Annotated in this window: 16 protein-coding genes; 1 reads left to right on the top strand and 15 read right to left on the bottom strand. The window is 43.7% G+C overall.

All coding sequences use genetic code 11. The annotated features are described in order from the left end of the window. Window positions 1-62 precede the first annotated feature (62 nt). The 15 genes from FTV28_RS02710 to ndhC all read right to left on the bottom strand — a co-directional run bounded on the left by FTV28_RS02710 (window position 63) and on the right by ndhC (window position 16,270). Window positions 63-356: a cold-shock protein gene (locus tag FTV28_RS02710; protein ID WP_004975478.1), complete on the bottom strand. Its 294-nt coding sequence runs from the start codon at window positions 354-356 to the stop codon at window positions 63-65. An 81-nt stretch (window positions 357-437) separates the two neighbouring features. Then, the gene (gene upp, locus FTV28_RS02705; protein WP_004975475.1) at window positions 438-1,073 is read right to left on the bottom strand and encodes a uracil phosphoribosyltransferase; all 636 of its coding nucleotides are present in this window, start codon (window positions 1,071-1,073) and stop codon (window positions 438-440) included. Between the two features lie 126 nt (window positions 1,074-1,199). Beyond that, window positions 1,200-2,693: an NADH-quinone oxidoreductase subunit NuoN gene (gene nuoN / locus FTV28_RS02700; RefSeq protein WP_154320447.1), complete on the bottom strand. Its 1,494-nt coding sequence runs from the start codon at window positions 2,691-2,693 to the stop codon at window positions 1,200-1,202. A gap of 3 nt (window positions 2,694-2,696) precedes the next feature. Beyond that, window positions 2,697-4,310: an NADH-quinone oxidoreductase subunit M gene (gene nuoM, locus FTV28_RS02695; RefSeq protein ID WP_004975471.1), complete on the bottom strand. Its 1,614-nt coding sequence runs from the start codon at window positions 4,308-4,310 to the stop codon at window positions 2,697-2,699. Window position 4,311: 1 nt separating this feature from the next. Then, complete coding sequence (gene nuoL, locus FTV28_RS02690; RefSeq protein ID WP_096901802.1) at window positions 4,312-6,207, bottom strand: NADH-quinone oxidoreductase subunit L; 1,896 nt, start codon at window positions 6,205-6,207, stop codon at window positions 4,312-4,314. After that, complete coding sequence (gene nuoK / locus FTV28_RS02685; protein ID WP_004975463.1) at window positions 6,204-6,512, bottom strand: NADH-quinone oxidoreductase subunit NuoK; 309 nt, start codon at window positions 6,510-6,512, stop codon at window positions 6,204-6,206. The genes nuoL and nuoK overlap by 4 nt, the downstream gene beginning before the upstream one ends. Beyond that, window positions 6,512-7,030: an NADH-quinone oxidoreductase subunit J gene (gene nuoJ, locus FTV28_RS02680; RefSeq protein WP_171062597.1), complete on the bottom strand. Its 519-nt coding sequence runs from the start codon at window positions 7,028-7,030 to the stop codon at window positions 6,512-6,514. The genes nuoK and nuoJ overlap by 1 nt, the downstream gene beginning before the upstream one ends. Then, the gene (nuoI, locus tag FTV28_RS02675; protein WP_004975460.1) at window positions 7,030-7,572 is read right to left on the bottom strand and encodes an NADH-quinone oxidoreductase subunit NuoI; all 543 of its coding nucleotides are present in this window, start codon (window positions 7,570-7,572) and stop codon (window positions 7,030-7,032) included. The genes nuoJ and nuoI overlap by 1 nt, the downstream gene beginning before the upstream one ends. Window positions 7,573-7,590: 18 nt before the next feature. Next, window positions 7,591-8,610 (bottom strand): NADH-quinone oxidoreductase subunit NuoH, encoded by a 1,020-nt coding sequence (gene nuoH / locus FTV28_RS02670; protein ID WP_004975457.1) that lies wholly within the window; start codon window positions 8,608-8,610, stop codon window positions 7,591-7,593. 3 nt (window positions 8,611-8,613) lie between these two features. Continuing rightward, window positions 8,614-11,298 carry an NADH-quinone oxidoreductase subunit NuoG gene (nuoG, locus tag FTV28_RS02665; protein WP_179989370.1) on the bottom strand — a complete coding sequence of 895 codons (2,685 nt, stop codon included), beginning with the start codon at window positions 11,296-11,298 and terminating at the stop codon, window positions 8,614-8,616. Window positions 11,299-11,309: 11 nt separating this feature from the next. Continuing rightward, window positions 11,310-12,647, bottom strand: coding sequence for an NADH-quinone oxidoreductase subunit NuoF (nuoF, locus tag FTV28_RS02660; RefSeq protein WP_004975453.1), 1,338 nt, complete (start codon window positions 12,645-12,647; stop codon window positions 11,310-11,312). Then, a complete protein-coding gene (gene nuoE, locus FTV28_RS02655) occupies window positions 12,644-13,153 on the bottom strand; it encodes an NADH-quinone oxidoreductase subunit NuoE (RefSeq protein WP_004975451.1) in 510 nt (169 codons plus the stop codon). Before nuoE ends, nuoF begins: the two co-directional genes overlap by 4 nt. Before the next feature lie 14 nt (window positions 13,154-13,167). After that, window positions 13,168-14,955, bottom strand: coding sequence for an NADH-quinone oxidoreductase subunit C/D (gene nuoC, locus FTV28_RS02650; RefSeq protein ID WP_004975450.1), 1,788 nt, complete (start codon window positions 14,953-14,955; stop codon window positions 13,168-13,170). 85 nt (window positions 14,956-15,040) lie between these two features. Further along, on the bottom strand, window positions 15,041-15,718 hold the full coding sequence (locus FTV28_RS02645) for an NADH-quinone oxidoreductase subunit B family protein (RefSeq protein ID WP_004975447.1): 678 nt from the start codon (window positions 15,716-15,718) through the stop codon (window positions 15,041-15,043). 6 nt (window positions 15,719-15,724) lie between these two features. Beyond that, window positions 15,725-16,270 (bottom strand): NADH-quinone oxidoreductase subunit A, encoded by a 546-nt coding sequence (gene ndhC / locus FTV28_RS02640; RefSeq protein ID WP_004975445.1) that lies wholly within the window; start codon window positions 16,268-16,270, stop codon window positions 15,725-15,727. Window positions 16,271-16,710: 440 nt separating this feature from the next. On the opposite strand from ndhC, the gene FTV28_RS02635 reads away from it, so the two are divergent. Further along, window positions 16,711-17,067: a hypothetical protein gene (locus tag FTV28_RS02635; protein WP_096901797.1), complete on the top strand. Its 357-nt coding sequence runs from the start codon at window positions 16,711-16,713 to the stop codon at window positions 17,065-17,067. Window positions 17,068-17,187 lie beyond the last annotated feature (120 nt).

Here is a 17,187-nt window from a genome sequence, read left to right as displayed (position 1 = left end):
TTTGATTATTGTACAAAAAAGAGGCGAGAATGCCTCTTTTCTGTGCATGAAAACATTTAAAACTAACGCTTTAAGTTTGATAACAATGCAGACGTAATCGACGTATTCGCAGCAACCGCTTTGGCTTTTTTTGCTTTTTTGGATTTATCTTCTACAGGTTCAATATTAATGGCTTTATAACGATCGCCATTTTGAACCACATTAAATTTAACGCGATCATTGCGCTTTGGCTCGCCTTCAGCCGCAGGAAAATCCGAGATATGGAAAAACACTTCACCTTCAGGTGCGGCAATAAATCCATAGCCTTTTTCGGCATTATATTGTTTGATTTTCCCTTGATATTGTTCAGATTTCATGGCTTAACCTTTTACGAGCTGCACTTTATATGAGTATATAAAAAAGAGGCAGTTAATGCCTCTTTTTCACCGACATTCGGCTTAATCTTTTTGCACTGAACCAAAAATTTTATCGCCTGCATCACCCAAGCCAGGCACAATATAACCATCTTGGTTTAAACCTTCATCTACCGATGCAGTAAAGATCACCACATCTGGATGCGCGGCTTCTACACGTTGAATGCCTTCTGGCGCTGCAACCAAAACCATCACACGAATGTCTTTACAACCACTGGCTTTGAGCAAATCAATCGCTGCCACTAAAGATGAACCTGTGGCAAGCATAGGGTCAATAATCATCGCAATACGGTTTTGTACATCTGGTACTAATTTTTTGTAGTACGTACGCGCTTCTAAAGTTTCTTCATCACGTTCCAAGCCAAGTACAGACACTTTGGCACTTGGAATCAAGTTTAAGAAACCATCTAACATGCCAATACCTGCACGTAAAATAGGCACAACCGTAATTTTTTTACCCGCAATACGGTCTACAGTGACTGCACCATTCCAACCCGCAATTTCGTGCTCGACCATAGGCAAATCTTTGGTCGCTTCATAAGTCAGCAACATGGTGACTTCTTGTGCCAATTCACGGAAGTTTTTGGTGCTGATATCAGCACGACGTAATAGCCCTAATTTATGACGAATAAGCGGATGTCGGATTTCATGAATAGCCACGGGAGAACACCTAAAAGGAAAGAAAAGCAAATATCATTTTATTATATGCTGTTTTTATTGTGTATATAAACCAAAAAGCCCTCAATTTATGAAGGCTTTTTGACTGAAAGTTAAACTTCTTTCAAATTATTGCTGTGACAGCATGAAATGGATTGGTGACAAAATTTCAGCTTCAAGTGCAATTTTGATAATTGGGTCTGGATAAACACCAATCACCAATACCGCTAAAGCTGCAGCCAATACCATAATACCGCCCACTTTTTGACCCCAATGATCAACAGCGTCCATTTTTGGTTCATCTGGCGGTGTCATATACATCACCACCATAACGCGCAAGTAGTAGTACAAACCAATACCTGAACCTACGATGATCATCGCAGCTAAGAACCAGTGCTGAGTCGTAACAGCAGCCATCACCACCAAGAACTTACCAATGAAGCCTGCAGTGAGTGGAATACCTGCTAGAGAAAGCATCATGACAGTTAATACAGCAGTCAATACAGGACGACGCCAGAACAAACCACGGTAGTCTGCTAAGCTTTCTGCTTCAGCTACGTTGTTATACGGGCTAGACATTAATGCCACTGCACCGAACGCACCAATGGTGGTCAATACATAAGTGATCACATATACGCTGACATTGCCCAAACTTGCATAGGTCATGCTGATTAAACCAATCAACAAATAACCAAAGTGCGCAATAGATGAGTAAGCCAAAATACGCTTCAAGTTAACTTGACGTACAGCTAGGAAGTTACCCACCAAAATTGAAAGCACAGCAATAATGGTCATGATGGTTACAATTGAGTCGATCAGGATTGCACCTGAACCCAAAATGTAACGTACAAACAAACCAATGGTTGCTACTTTTGCTGCAGTCGCAAGAAAGGTTGCGATTGGTGCAGGCGCACCGTCATAAACGTCTGGCGTCCATTTGTGGAATGGTGCCAACGACAATTTAAATGCAACAGCAAAGACAATTAAGCCTAGACCTAAAACTACCAATGGCTGTTGGATATTTTGCATTAATGCTTGTACAGAGTCATAGAAAGACAATGAACCAGTGTATGCATAAATGTACGCCATACCCATGAGCAACATTGCAGATGCGGTTGCAGACAAGACTAAGTACTTCACGCCTGCTTCTAAAGATTTAGAACGTTGGTGAGTGTATGCCAATAAGCCATAAACAGGAATTGACATTAACTCAAGGCTAATGAAGAACGACGCATAGTGCGAGCTTGACACCATCAACATAGCGCCCGCCACTGAACACAACATTAAGATGTAGAGTTCTTCGCGGTTGTCTTTATAGGTCTCAATATACGCATGTGACAAAGTAGAACATGCTAATGCAGCGATCAGAATCACCAGTTGATATAACAAGGTGAACGGATCAATCATAAACATGCCCATCACGCTGGCAGGAGCAAAATTCCCGCCAAACATCATGAGTAAAAGGTAAGCAGCAGCGAGGTTCAAGCCCACCACTGATGCTGTAGCAATTAAGTTATGGTTACGCTTAATTGCAGTAAGGATCATCACGATAATCGCAGTTAAAGCCACGATCATCACAGGAGCTAAAGGCATAAGCTCAGAAAATGACATTGTGAAGTTCATGGCTTATTGGATCTCCACATTTTCGAGTTGAGCTGTTACTTCTTGCGTAACTTCAACTACTTCTTGAACTGGGATGTAGCTATTTGCTAACCACGCCATACTTGAATTTGAAATATCAAGGAAGGTTTGTGGATACAGACCAAGCCATACTAGACCCAGCGCACAAATTGAAAGAATCACAACTTCACGTGCATTTAAATCTTTTAACGGATTTGCATAGTGCTGTTTTTGCTCTTCATTTGGTACACCAAACAAAGCTTTGTGAATCAGGATTAAACCGTAAACACCTGCAAAAACTAAGCTGATTGCCGCAATAATTGTGAAGGCTGGGAACTGTTCAAATGAACCCATCAAAATCAGGAATTCACCAATAAAGTTACCTAAACCAGGAATACCGACTAACGCAGCCACAAAGAACATCAGGAAGAATGAAAGGTATTGGAATTGACCACGAATACCGCCCATTAAACGCATGTCACGTGTATGTACGCGCTCGTAAATTTGACCACACATAATGAACAATGCAGCAGATGACAAGCCATGTGCCAACATCATGATCATTAAGCCTTGGTAAGTCAGGATATTACCTGCATAAATTGCAAGTAATACGAAGCCCATGTGCGAAATTGAGGTATAGGCAAGTAAACGCTTCATATCGGTTTGCTGGAAAGCACACCACGCGCCGTAGAACACCCCAATTAAACCCAAAATAATGGCGATGTCTGCAAACTGAGCAGAAGCCGCTGGGAAGAATGGAATCACGAAACGTAATAAACCGTATGCCGCAGTTTTAATCAAAATACCTGCAAGGTCGACAGAACCCGCTGTAGGCGCTTGTGCGTGTGCATCTGGTAACCAACCGTGTAATGGGAAAACTGGAAGTTTTACCGCAAAACCGATGAATAAACAGATCATGAAGGCATAAGCGACTGCTGGTAATTGTGCGTCAAGTGTATTCGCTACAGCCAATAAATAGTTGTAGTTGAATGAAATAGTACCTGACATCATGTATCCATAGATCACTAGACCTAAGATACCAATCAACATGATTAAACCAGCAACTTGCGTGTAGATAAAGAATTTGGTTGCAGCGTAAACACGTGAACGACCGTTTGAACCTTTATGACCCCATAACGCAATCAGGAAGTAGATTGGTACAAGCATCATCTCCCAGAAGAAGAAGAACAGGAACAAGTCAATCGCAAGGAATACGCCAATTACCCCACCCAAAGACCATAAAAGGTTAAGGTGGAAGAAACCGACGTTCTTTTGAATCTCACCAAATGAACAGCCTACCGCTAAAATACCCAGTAATGCAGTTAAACCCACCATGAGTAAAGATAAGCCATCCACCGCTAAGTGAATGTTGATGCCTAGGGTTTGAATCCAAGGCAGCATAAATTCAGCCGACCAAGTTGGAACTTGAGCGCCTAATTCATAGTTATAGCTAGCACCTTGCCACAATGCGACAGTTAAGCCCAAAGTAACAAGCATGCCCACTAAAGCAATGTAACGCGGTAATTTATCGTCGAGTTTATCGACCAACCAGCAAATAAAACCTGCAATGAACGGAACAAGGATCAGCGCGGGTAGAATTAAATTGTTTGGAGTATCCATCTTATTTCCCCACGACCTGAATCACGATCAAGATCATTAGTAAGACCACCACACCAAGTGCCATACTTGATGCGTACTCACGCAATGAACCTGTTTGACGTGAACTTGTGAAGCTATGACCACCTTTCACCAGTGCAGGCAGTACCAACCACATACCATCAACTGGATCACGACCTAATAGTTTGGCAATCAGCAAGAATGGTTTTACAAATACGATGTCATACAACGCATCGAAACCAAGTGCATTACGGCAAATGTTGGCAAGGCCTGCGCCCAATGAAGTTTGCGCAAAACCTTTTACAGCATTGTAAGCAAAGGCAAATAACACCACACCTACTGCTAAACCAGCCAAAGCCACACCAATTGCAACATACTCTGCACCATGTGCGCCTGCTTCTAATGCTTCAGGAATCACAAATGCTGGGATTTTTGCAGCATCAAGAATGCTCATCACTGGTGCTTTTAATACAATCGCTAAACCAGTTGAAAGTACTGCAAGCACTGCCAATGGGAACCAGTAAGTTGCGCCTTTGATCTCGTGATACGGTGTGTTTTCTTTACCAAAGAATACAACCCAAATTAAGCGGAATGTATAAATTGACGTTAAGAATGCACCTGCTACACCCACCCAATATAAGGTGTTATATAGCGGAATACCTGCGATATGACTTTGCGTCCAAACTGCTGCCAAAATAGCGTCTTTTGAGAAGAAACCAATGGTCAAGAATGGAATCGCTGCCAATGCACCGCCACCAATCGCGAAACATGCAAACAGGAATTTGTTCTTGTAGAACAAGCCACCCATTTTGAAAATGTTTTGTTCGTGATGGTAAGCCAAAATCACCGCACCAGAAGACAAGAATAATAATGCCTTGAAGAATGCGTGAGTTAACATGTGGAATAGACCCGCTTGGTATGCTTCTGCACCAACTGCCATAAACATATAACCCAGCTGACTCATAGTTGAGTAAGCCAAAATACGTTTGATGTCGGTTTGAACCAATGCTGCAAAACCAGCAACTAGCAAGGTCACAGCACCTGTAATTGAAATGAATAACATCACTTCAGGTGCAAGTTCAAATACGCTGAACATACGGCAGCATAAGTAAACACCCGCAGTTACCATGGTTGCAGCGTGGATTAATGCAGATACAGGTGTAGGACCTGCCATCGCATCGGCTAACCAAGTTTGCAACGGAATTTGTGCAGATTTACCCGCAGCACCCAAGAACAACATTAACGCTGTCCAAATGGTGATCGACGAGCTTTGAGTCATTACATTGGCTGCATTTTCTACGATGTATTGTGTGTTCAACGTACCAAATTGTTGATACAACAAGAACAACGCGATCAGTAGGAAAACGTCACCCACACGTGTTACGGTAAATGCTTTGATTGCTGCAAAACCGTTTGCAGGGTTTTGGTAGTAATAACCAATCAGCAAGTAAGAGCACAAACCTACACCTTCCCAACCTAGGAACAATAACGCCAAGTTATCGCCAAGTACCAACAACAACATGCTCGCAACGAACAAGTTGAAGTAAGAGAAGAAACGTGCAAAGTCTTCTTCACCACGCATATACCATGATGCAAAGATGTGAATTAAGAAACCCACGCCTGTAATCATGCCCAGCATGAGCAAAGATAAACCGTCTAAGTGCAAGCTAAACGCAGGTGCAAAACCACCCACATTGAACCAAGTCCATAAATGTTGAGTCGTTGCAACCGAACCGTTGTTCACAAAGTCCATGCCTGCAATTAGCGCAAATAATGCAGACAGACCCACTGAACCTACGCCAATAATCGCAGCAACTTTTTCAGGTAAGTTGTTACGCCCTGCCGCTAAAAGGATAAAACCAATGAGCGGAAACAATACTGTTAGATATAAATAACTCATCCGCGCATCTCACTAGCAGCATCCACATCCAAATGATGGAAGCGATGATAGAACTGAAGGACGATCGCAAGACCGATACACGCCTCTGCCGCAGCAAGTGTCAAGATCAGGATAAACATGATCTGACCATCTGGTTGTACCCATGCACTACCAGCCAAGACAAACGCCAATGCCGCAGCGTTCATCATGATTTCAAGGCCCATTAAAATAAATAGTAGGTTGCGTCGCACCATCACACCGTAAAAACCGAGTGCAAAAAGAATGGTCGCGACAATCAAACCATGTTCTAAAGGGATGTTGCCCATTATTCTTTTTCCTCTTCTGCACTTGGTTCACGTTTACCGATGTGGAAGCCTGCAACCAAAGCTGCAAGTAATAACATTGCGGCAACTTCAACCAACAATAAGTACTGAGTAAAGAGTGCTTGACCCACTGCTTTTGGACCCACCATTTCGGTGCCCATAAGCGCGCTTGGTGCAGTGTAGTCTGAGCTTAATGACCACACTAAAACCAAACCAATTAGGAAGCTCATCAAAGCTGGGTATGCCCAAGTTGATGAAGTCAACCATTTACGCTCTTGCTCAACAGTTTGCTGACCAAGGTTGAGCATCATCACCACGAATACGAACAAGACCATGATCGCACCCGCATAAACAATGATTTCCAAGGCGCCAGCAAATGGTGCACCCACGATCATGAACATGCCTGCAACCGCAAGTAATGACACGATCAAGCTTAATAAAGCATGTACTGGGTTCGCGTTAGTCACTACACGAACCGTAGAAACAATGGCCACGAGTGCCATCAAATAAAACGGCCACATCATGGTAATAGACTCCGTACATCAATAGGTGCGCTTTCACGTTGCGCTTGACCTTTGTCTTTACCTGTAACAGCCATACCCGTTACACGGTAGAAGTTGTAGTCAGGATATTTACCAGGACCTGAAATGAGTAAGTGTTCTTTCTCATACACCAAGTCTTGACGCACATATTCACCTAACTCAAAGTCAGGTGTTAACTGAATTGCAGTCGTTGGACATGCTTCTTCACACATACCGCAGAAAATACAGCGTGAGAAGTTGATACGGAAAAACTCTGGGTACCAACGACCATCTTCCTGTTCTGCTTTTTGCAGTGAAATACAACCAACTGGACAGGCAACTGCACAGAGGTTACATGCTACACAACGCTCTTCGCCATCTGGATCGCGTGTTAACACAATACGACCACGGAAGCGTGGAGGTACAATTTCTTCGGCTGGTACTTCCGGATACAAAATGGTGTCACGTTTACGTGTCACGTGTGAGAAAACCATCCACAGTGAACGTACAATTGACCCAAACCCAGCTAGAAACTTAAACATATTGTTCTCCCTGCTGTCTTAGGCCGAATGATTCATAAGAATCACAGCACCAGTTACCAAAAGGTTAACAAGCGCCAATGGCAAGCAAATTTTCCAACCAAAGTTCATCACTTGGTCATAACGTGGACGCATTAAAGAACCACGAGCCAAGACAAACATCATCACAAAGAATGCTGTTTTGATAATGAACCAGAAAGCTGCTGGAATGAATGGAATTTCAAGGTTAAACGGCGCTAGCCATCCACCGAAGAATAGAGTCACGATAAGCGCAGAGATCAGTACCACGTTGACATATTCTGCAACGAAGAACATCCCCCACTTCATACCGCCATATTCGACGTGATAACCTTCAGCCAATTCTTGTTCTGCTTCTGGTTGGTCAAATGGGTGACGGTGAGTTACCGCAACGCCTGCAACCACGAAAATCAAGAAACCTAAGAATTGTGGAATCACAAACCAAACATCACGTTGCGCTTCAACAATTTCACGCATGTTGAATGAGCCTGCAATAGCAACCACACCCATGAGTGAAATACCCAAGAACACTTCATAAGAAATGGTTTGAGCGGCTGAACGTAAACCACCAAGCAATGCGTATTTGTTGTTTGATGACCAACCACCAAATAACACCGCATACACTGCGATACCTGCCATTGCCATAAAGAACAACAGGCCAATGCTCATGTCTGCCACACCTAAATAAGGTGATACAGGAATAACCATGAACGACAGTACCGCAGTTGCCATTGCAACTGCTGGTGCCATACGGAACGTAAGTTTGTCGGCAAATTTTGGTGTCCAGTCTTCTTTGAACATGATTTTCAGCATGTCGGCAACAATCTGGAACATACCGCCTGGACCTACACGGTTCGGACCATAACGGTCTTGCCATAAGCCCAGTAAACGACGCTCAATAAAAGACATGAGTGCAGCAATCAATACCACAACCAGTAAGATGACAATCGCTTGAATGACTGAATAGGCAATTGGCCAGTTCTCAGCCCACAGCGGCGTCTGACGGATTAATTCTTGTTGCATGAATTACACTCCTACCGCGACTGAAACAGGCTCTGCAAGAGATACCGTTGGTGCAAGACCAATTGGGTAGCCAATATAACCTGTAGGTAAATATTCAATCACTTGTACTGGCAACACGATAGATGTTTCGCCTGCTTGTACAGTAATTGTTTGACCATCTTGTAGATTCAAACGCTGCGCATCCTGCGTACCTACAGCAAATACTGCTTCAGGAATACGTGATTCCATTGCAGGAGTTTTCACCGTAAATTCCCCCGATGCAAAAATGTGATGCATTGGAATTAAACGGAAGCTGTCTGGATTTGCAAGTACTGGTGCAGGTGCAACATAGCTACGTGCAGGACGTTTCGCCAAACGGTCGAATAAACGAATACCTGCGTCACCACCTTTTAAGTGACCACCCACGTTGTCTTGGAATTTGTTCCAAGCTTGTGGCGAGTTCCAACCTGCAGACCAAGCAAATGGTACAAGTGCCGCTGGCGTTTGATTACCCACATAACCTTCCATAGAGAATGTTAATGCTGAATCTACATCGACAGGTTGTTTTGGTTCGTGAATGGATAACGGTGCACGCATAGCGGTACGACCTGAGTAACGACGTGGTTCACGCGCAACTTTTAAGCCATGTACACGGAAACCTGCATCTGGTGCAACATCTTGAATTGCTTCAAGTGCTGGAACATTCTTCACTACAGATTCAATCACGTCATCTAAAACAGTCCAAGCAATTGCTTTGCCTTTTAAGCCTGTTTCAAGTGCGTGTAACCAGCGCCAAGATTCTTTAATCGCCAATTCAGGTTTGTAGTAGCTTGGGTCATAAACTTGGAAGAAGCGTTGTGCACGACCTTCCTGACTCACCACCGTACCATCACCTTCCGCGAAGCTTGCTGCAGAAAGTACGATATTGGCTTTTTGCACAGTTGCGGTTTCAGCATGATCTAGCACGATGACATCTTGTGCTTTCGCTAAAGCTGCATTGACTTGTACTGCAGGTAAACGACGATATAAGTCATTTTCAACCACAATCACAGCATCGTAATCTTGCGCAAATGCTTGCTCTAAGCTTTGACCACCAAAAATAGCCAAGCCCATTGAGTTCACTTCTGGCACAGTTAAGCTTAAACCTGCGTTTTCACCCAAGTTTTGTGCCACTTGTGCAGCCGCTTCCATAATGGCAGCGTCTTGTAAGCTTGTACCTGAAATCACCAATGGTTTTTTCGCAGCTTTTAACGTGTCAGCAATGGTTTGTGCAAATGCTTTCGCATCGTCATCTAAACCTGTGATCACGTCACCTGCAACCGCAGCAGCAATAGCAAAACCTAAACGTGCGATATCATTTGGAGAAGCAACCACTTCACCTGTTGCGACATCAGCTAAACGAGTTTGCGTTGCAGCCAAAATGTAAATTGGTGATTTTGCATCTTGCGCAATACGTTGCACAGGTTCAGCCAACCAATCTGGCGTACGACGCTCTGCCGCCATTTCTTTGGCTTTGTTTTTCGCCGCTTGACGAACAGACAACGCCATACGTGGTGCAGTTTGGGTTAAATCTTCACCCAAAATTAACACAGCATCGTAGTCTTCAATTTCACGCATACCTGGGTTATAAATTCCTTCGGTTTGCATGATTGAAGCAGCAAGTTCAACCAAGTTTTGCTCTTTTTGCGATAAACCTGTTGAGTAGTTGTCTTGACCCACCAACTCACGCAAAGCAAAGTTTGATTCAAGCGATGCACGCGGTGAACCAATACCCAAAACTTTTTTGCCTTGAACTTTGGCAATAATCGTATCAAGAGCAGTATCTACAGAAACGGTTTCTACGCTCGCACCGTTACGGAACTGTGGCTGACGTGGACGATCTTCACGGTTCACGTAACCTGTACCGAAACGACCTTTATCGCATAGGAAGTATTGGTTGACTTCACCGTTAAAGCGGTTTTCTACACGACGCAATTCGCCATAACGCTCACCCGGAGAGATGTTACAACCTGAAGAACAGCCTTGGCATACGCTAGGCGCATACTGCATGTCCCACTTACGGTTATAACGCGCAGAGTGAGTTTTGTCGGTGAATACACCTGTTGGACAGACTTCAGTCAAGTTACCTGAGAATTCAGATTCCAAAGTACCCGATTCAGGACGACCAAAGTAAACACGTGATGCGTTGGCATAGACACCAAAGTCTGTACCGCCTGCATAGTCTTTGTAGTAACGCACGCAACGATAACACGCGATACAACGGTTCATTTCATGCGCGATGAACGAACCAAGCTCTTGGTTATAGTGAGTACGTTTAGTAAAGCGGTAACGACGACGATCGTGCTGTGTCATTACAGTCATATCTTGTAAATGACAGTGACCACCTTCTTCACAGACTGGACAGTCGTGTGGGTGGTTGGTCATCAAGAACTCTACAATTGAAGCACGGAACTCAGTTGCTTCCTTGTCTTCAATCGAGATATAGGTATTGTCAGCAGCAGGTGTCATACATGACATCACCAAGCGACCACGAGTATCTTCAGGGTTCGCATATTGGGTCACGGCACATTGACGGCAAGAACCGACAGAACCTAAGGATGGATGCCAACAAAAGTACGGAATGTCGATCCCAAGGCTCAAACATGCTTGCAGCAAGTTTTCCGAGCCATTGACTTCGTACGATTTTCCATCGACATGAATTGTAGCCATAGTCGAATTCCTTAAGCTTGTTCTACGTTGCTAGCTTGAGCAGCAGGACGGCTATTTGCCACTTTTGCTTCAAACTCGCCACGGAAATATTTGAGTGCGCCCATTAATGGCTCCATCGCACCTGGTGCGTGAGCACAGAAGGTCTTACCAATCCACAATTTTTTGGTGAGTTCTTGAAGATGTTGAATGTCTTCTTCTTTCCCTTCGCCATTTTCAATTGCTTTGAGTGCTTTTACAGCCCACGGTAAACCATCACGACATGGGGTACAGAAACCACATGATTCGCGCGCAAAGAATTCTTCTAAGTTACGGGTTGCAGAAACCATACATTGGGTTTCATCGACCACCATAAGCAAACACGTGCCTAAACGTGAACCTGCCTTCATGATGCTTTCTGCATCCATAGGCAAGTCAATGTGTTCTGCTGCCAAGAAGTCGGTAGATGCACCACCCGGTAACCATGCTTTTAGCTTCAAGCCATCACGCATGCCACCCGCATAGTCTTCAATTACTTCACGTGCAGTCGTACCAAATGGAAGCTCCCATAGACCTGGGAATTTCACCTTACCAGAAGCACCGTAAATTTTTGTGCCAGGGTCTTTCGATTTACCTGCAGATAAACCGATATACCACTCTGCACCACGCAACATGATTGCAGGTAAGTTGTTATAGGTTTCTACGTTGTTGACAATCGTTGGACGACCCCATGCCCCTGCAACTTGCGGGAATGGTGGTTTAGTACGTGGGTTAGCACGACGACCTTCAAGCGAGTTAATCAATGCGGTTTCTTCACCACAGATATAACGACCTGCGCCCGTGTGCACGTATAGTTCAAAGCCCCAGTTAGTACCTAAAATGTTTTCGCCCAAATAACCTTTGGCACGAATTTGCTCAATCGCTTCATTTAAGTACTGTGCAGCTTCGATGTATTCGCCACGAATAAAGATATAGCCGTGGGTTGCTTCAAGCGTGTACGCAGCAATCAGCATACCTTCAATCAGTTGGTGTGGAAGTTTTTCCATCAACAAACGGTCTTTGAAAGTACCCGGTTCCATCTCATCGGCATTACAAATCAGGTAACGTGGACCTGAATTGTCGTTTGGTGCCATCAGTGACCATTTGATCCCTGCTGGGAAGCCTGCACCACCACGACCTTTCACTGTCGCAGCTTTAATGACTTCAAGCACATCTTTAGGCGGCATAGAAATCGCTTTCTTAAAGCCTGCATAGCCTTCTAGTGCTTCGTAATCATCTGCATTACGCACGTGCTCTTGCTTGCTTAAACGCCAAGTTAATGGATGCGTTTCTGGGTTACCGTCACCATAAATTGGTCTTGGTTCGGTATTCATACATACTTCTCCAATAACTGTTGCACCGATGTCACCTCAACTAAACCGTGAGTATCTTCATCAATCATCAAGGTTGGACCCTTATCGCAATTTCCTAAACAGCAAATTGGCAATAACGTGAAACGACCATCTGCAGTCGTTTGACCAAACTGAATGCCTAATTCACGCTGGAATGCTTCTGCAAGTGTTTCTGCACCCATCAAAAAGCATGCAATCGAGTCACACAATAAAATCACGTGACGACCTACAGGCTGGCGATAAATACGGTTATAGAATGTTGCGACACCTTCTAAATCAGCAACGCTGATGGTTAGAAGCTGTGCAATCGCATTGAGCTGCGCATCATCTACCCAGCCATTACGGCGCTGTACACACTTCAAGGCATCTAAAGATGCTGCACGTGGGTACGGATAATGACCAATGTGATGTTCAATTTCATGGATTTCTTCCGCAGTTAAAATCCCTTCAACATTCACACGTGGCTTTTTATCAGTCAAAATCATCATAATGCGTTTACCCCTTAGCGATCCACGTCTGCCATTACGACGTCAATGGTCGCTAAATAAATGATTAAGTCAGATACCAGACTGCCGTTAATCACAGAAGGCATTTGCTGTAAATGCGTGAAAGTTGGTGTACGAATACGGGTACGGTAACTCATCGTCGACTTATCTGAAGTCAAGTAATAGTTAGATGCACCTTTCACCACTTCTGCCATTACAGATGCTTCACCAGCAGGCATTACAGGACCCCAAGACACGCTTAAGAAGTGCGTAATCAGGGTTTCAATATCTTGTAATGTCTTGTCTTTTGGTGGTGGAACAGCCAATGGATGGTCTGCTTTATATGGACCAGATGGCATGTTATCTAGACATTGTTTGATGATTTTCAATGACTCTTCGATTTCACGGAAGTGAACCAGTACACGAGCGTAAGCATCGCCTTCGTACTCTACAGGTACTTCGAAGTCATAGTTTTCATAACCACTGTATGGACGGTATTTACGCACGTCAAAGTCGATACCTGTTGCACGTAAACCAGTACCTGTCACACCCCAAGCCAAGGCAGATTTCGCATCATACTGCGCTACGCCTTGCGTACGACCCATGAATACCGAGTTGCGTAATGCCGCAGTGTAGTATTCGTTCATACGTTTTGGCATCCACTCTAAGATTTCACGAATCAGGTGTTGCCAGTTGTTTGGTAAGTCGTGTGCGGTACCACCGATACGGAACCATGCTGGATGCATACGGTAACCCGTAATAGCTTCAATCGCATCGTAGATTTTTTGACGGTCTGCGAACATATAGAATACAGGGGTCATACCGCCCGCATCCTGAATTGCAGTACCAATGAACAATAAGTGGTTATTGATACGGAACAATTCCGACATCATGACACGGATACATTGTGCGCGGTCTGGCACAGTAATGCCTGCCAGTTGTTCCACACCCATGACATACGGCATGTTTTGCGCACAACCACCCAAGTAGTCCACACGGTCTGTATAAGGAATGAATGAATGCCAAGTTTGACGCTCAGCCATCTTTTCCACACCACGGTGGTGATAGCCGATATCTGGCACACAGTCTTTCACTTCTTCACCATCCAACTGCAAAATTACACGGAACGCACCGTGCGCAGATGGGTGGTTAGGACCCAAGTTCAGGAACATGAAGTCTTCGTCTTTATTACCGCGCTTTAAGCCCCAATCTTCAGGCACAAAGCGAAGGTGTTCTTGCTCGAAGTCTTGTTTGGCTTGGTTCTGCATATACGGTGTATATTCAGTTGCACGTGCAGAATACTCTTTGCGTAACGGATGACCTTCCCAATATGTTGGCAACAAGATACGACGAAGCATTGGATGCCCTTCGAAGTTGATACCAAACATATCGTAAGCTTCACGCTCGTACCAGTTGGCATTTGGCCAAATGTTGGTTGCTGTTGGAATATTGAGATCACTCTCATTCAACGCAACTTTAATACGAATGTCCGTGTTACGCTCTAGCGATAACAAGTGATAGAACACAGTAAAGTCAGACGCAGGTAGACCATCGCGGTGAGTGCGCAAACGCTCATCTACCGCAGACAAGTCGAACAACATCACGTATGGACGTGACACTGTACGCAAGAACATTAAAACTTCTTGTACACGTGCGCGCTCAACCCAGACTGTTGGAAAATCTTCAAAAGTCGTTTGCACATAGAAGTTCTCACCAAATTTGGTTTTGAGCTCTTCTACAATTGCAAATGCTGGGCGTGAATCAACTGCTGTTGATTCTGGCATAGCAATGTCAGTTTCAGCCATTGGCTTGGCTTCCTATTTAATACAAATTCAGTCAACCTAAACGACAACTACACCCGTCGGGTGCATCAATATTTGTACGTTTAAATTATTTAATTTCATCCATAGAGCGTAAGTTTTTCACCGCAATACGCTGCGCATTCTTACGGTCACGTTCTGGCATCATCTTCGGCTTATATACTGGCTTAAGATCATCACCAATCACCGCAGACAACGGACGACGCTCTAATTGAATTTGGTCTTGTAATAACATCAATGCTTGGATTAATGCTTCAGGACGTGGTGGGCAACCCGGAATGTACACATCCACAGGAATGATTTTATCCACACCTTGCACAACTGAATAAATGTCGTACATACCACCTGAGTTTGCACATGCGCCCATTGAGATTACCCACTTAGGCTCAAGCATTTGCTCGTACAAACGTTGAATTACAGGTGCCATTTTCACAAAACACGTACCTGCAACAATCATCAAGTCTGCCTGACGCGGTGAAGCACGAATAACTTCTGCACCAAAACGTGACAAGTCATGCACACCTGTTAAGGTAGTTGCATACTCTACGTAGCAGCACGATGTACCAAAGTTAAACGGCCAAACTGAGTTCTTACGTCCCCAGTTTACTGCTGTATGTGCCAAGTCCTCTAAACGAGTCATGAACACATTTTTATTCACTTCTTCTTCAAGCGGATCGGTTACGATCTGACGCTCTTGAAGTGGATATTGATCAGCATCGGGATTCGCACGGGTTAAGGTATATTTCATCCCGAGTTACTCCTTGTCAGATGAGGTAGTCGCAGATTTTTTTACACGACCAGAGGATTGAGCTGGAATTTGACCGGTAGGGTCCGTTACCAATTCTTCAATTGAGTTAAAGCGTGTGATTTCTGCAAGATCCATATTTGGCGAACCAATTTTAGGTTTAATCCCTGCTGCTTTACGCTTATCAGATGGAGCCCAGTTCAGCGCACCAGTTGATAATTCATAAATTAAGCCAACGAGTAAAACTAAAATAAATACAGCAGCCGTTGCAAAGCCCACCCAACCTACTTCACGAACAGAAGCTGCCCATGCGTATAGATAAAGTGCTTCTAAGTCGAAAACAACGAAGAAAATTGCAACCAAATAGAACTTTGCAGATAAGCGGATACGTGCTCCACCAGCACCTACAACACCCGACTCAAACTGCTCTTGCTTCGCACGCCCCCATGATTTACCCCCAAGGAGTAAAGGAACGGTCAGCATAAAGACGCATAAAAATGTAACGCCGATCACGAAGGCAATAATTGCCCATTCGTATGGAGTAATGGCACTCATGCGGGGATAACTCCTGGCAGGCCTATTTATTAACAAAGAATGTATGTATTGGCCTTCAAATACACCAAACACAAAATTAATCACGCCAATTGTACCTGATTTATGATTTCACTTGCTAGTTCATAAGTCTTAGTCTTTCGGATGATTTTTTATTCAAATACTTGATATTTTAGAATTCCACTACTCCGTAGGGCTCTTAATCGCTTTAACAAATAGATAAGTCAGTTGTGATTATTTTTTCCAAAACACCAATTGAGCGGTTCGTTGCAAAGTTTTTAAATTTATAGAGAGATCATCGCAACTTCAGGTTTCAGCTTAGTTTAAGCCGCACAAAATTTTGTGTAGTTTTTGCAACTTAGACCCTGAGTTTCTTTAATTTTTCACCCAGAGTGTGCTATTCCTAGTAAGCATTAAAAATTTGAATAATAAGGAGTAAACACATGAGCTTAGACTATACCCACAAACCAAATTACTTTATGTTTGCGCAATTATTTATTCGTCATTTGCAAAATTATTTTGAAAAACATCCTGACGCACAAAATGCAATTTTTGACCTGCGTGATATTTACGAGTTATTTCGCCAAGACAAAGCATCTGCCACCATTAATTTAGACGGCATTATGAATATTGCAGATGAATACCGCCTTGAAACCTTACAAGGCGATCAAAAATTAATTAGCCGTTATGCGATTGATCCACAAAATAATTCTTTGTTGGTAGATTTTAACCGCGAGGCTTTAGACAGCTTAAAACAAGGCAAAGCAATTTTACCACCTGATGCAACGCTACAAGAATAAAGCCGTATAGAATCTGCATTAAAGTGTGTTGCTTAAAACAGCCAACACTTTCATAAAGCACAAAAAAGCGAGCATCTGCTCGCTTTTGAGTATTGAGAGCCACAAGCCCTCCATCTAGAA

The organism is Acinetobacter sp. YH12252, assembly GCF_013417365.1.
Classification (GTDB): Bacteria; Pseudomonadota; Gammaproteobacteria; order Pseudomonadales; family Moraxellaceae; genus Acinetobacter; species Acinetobacter towneri.
Note: the sequence above shows the minus strand (reverse complement) of the source record. Positions and strands in the feature narration are given on the sequence as shown.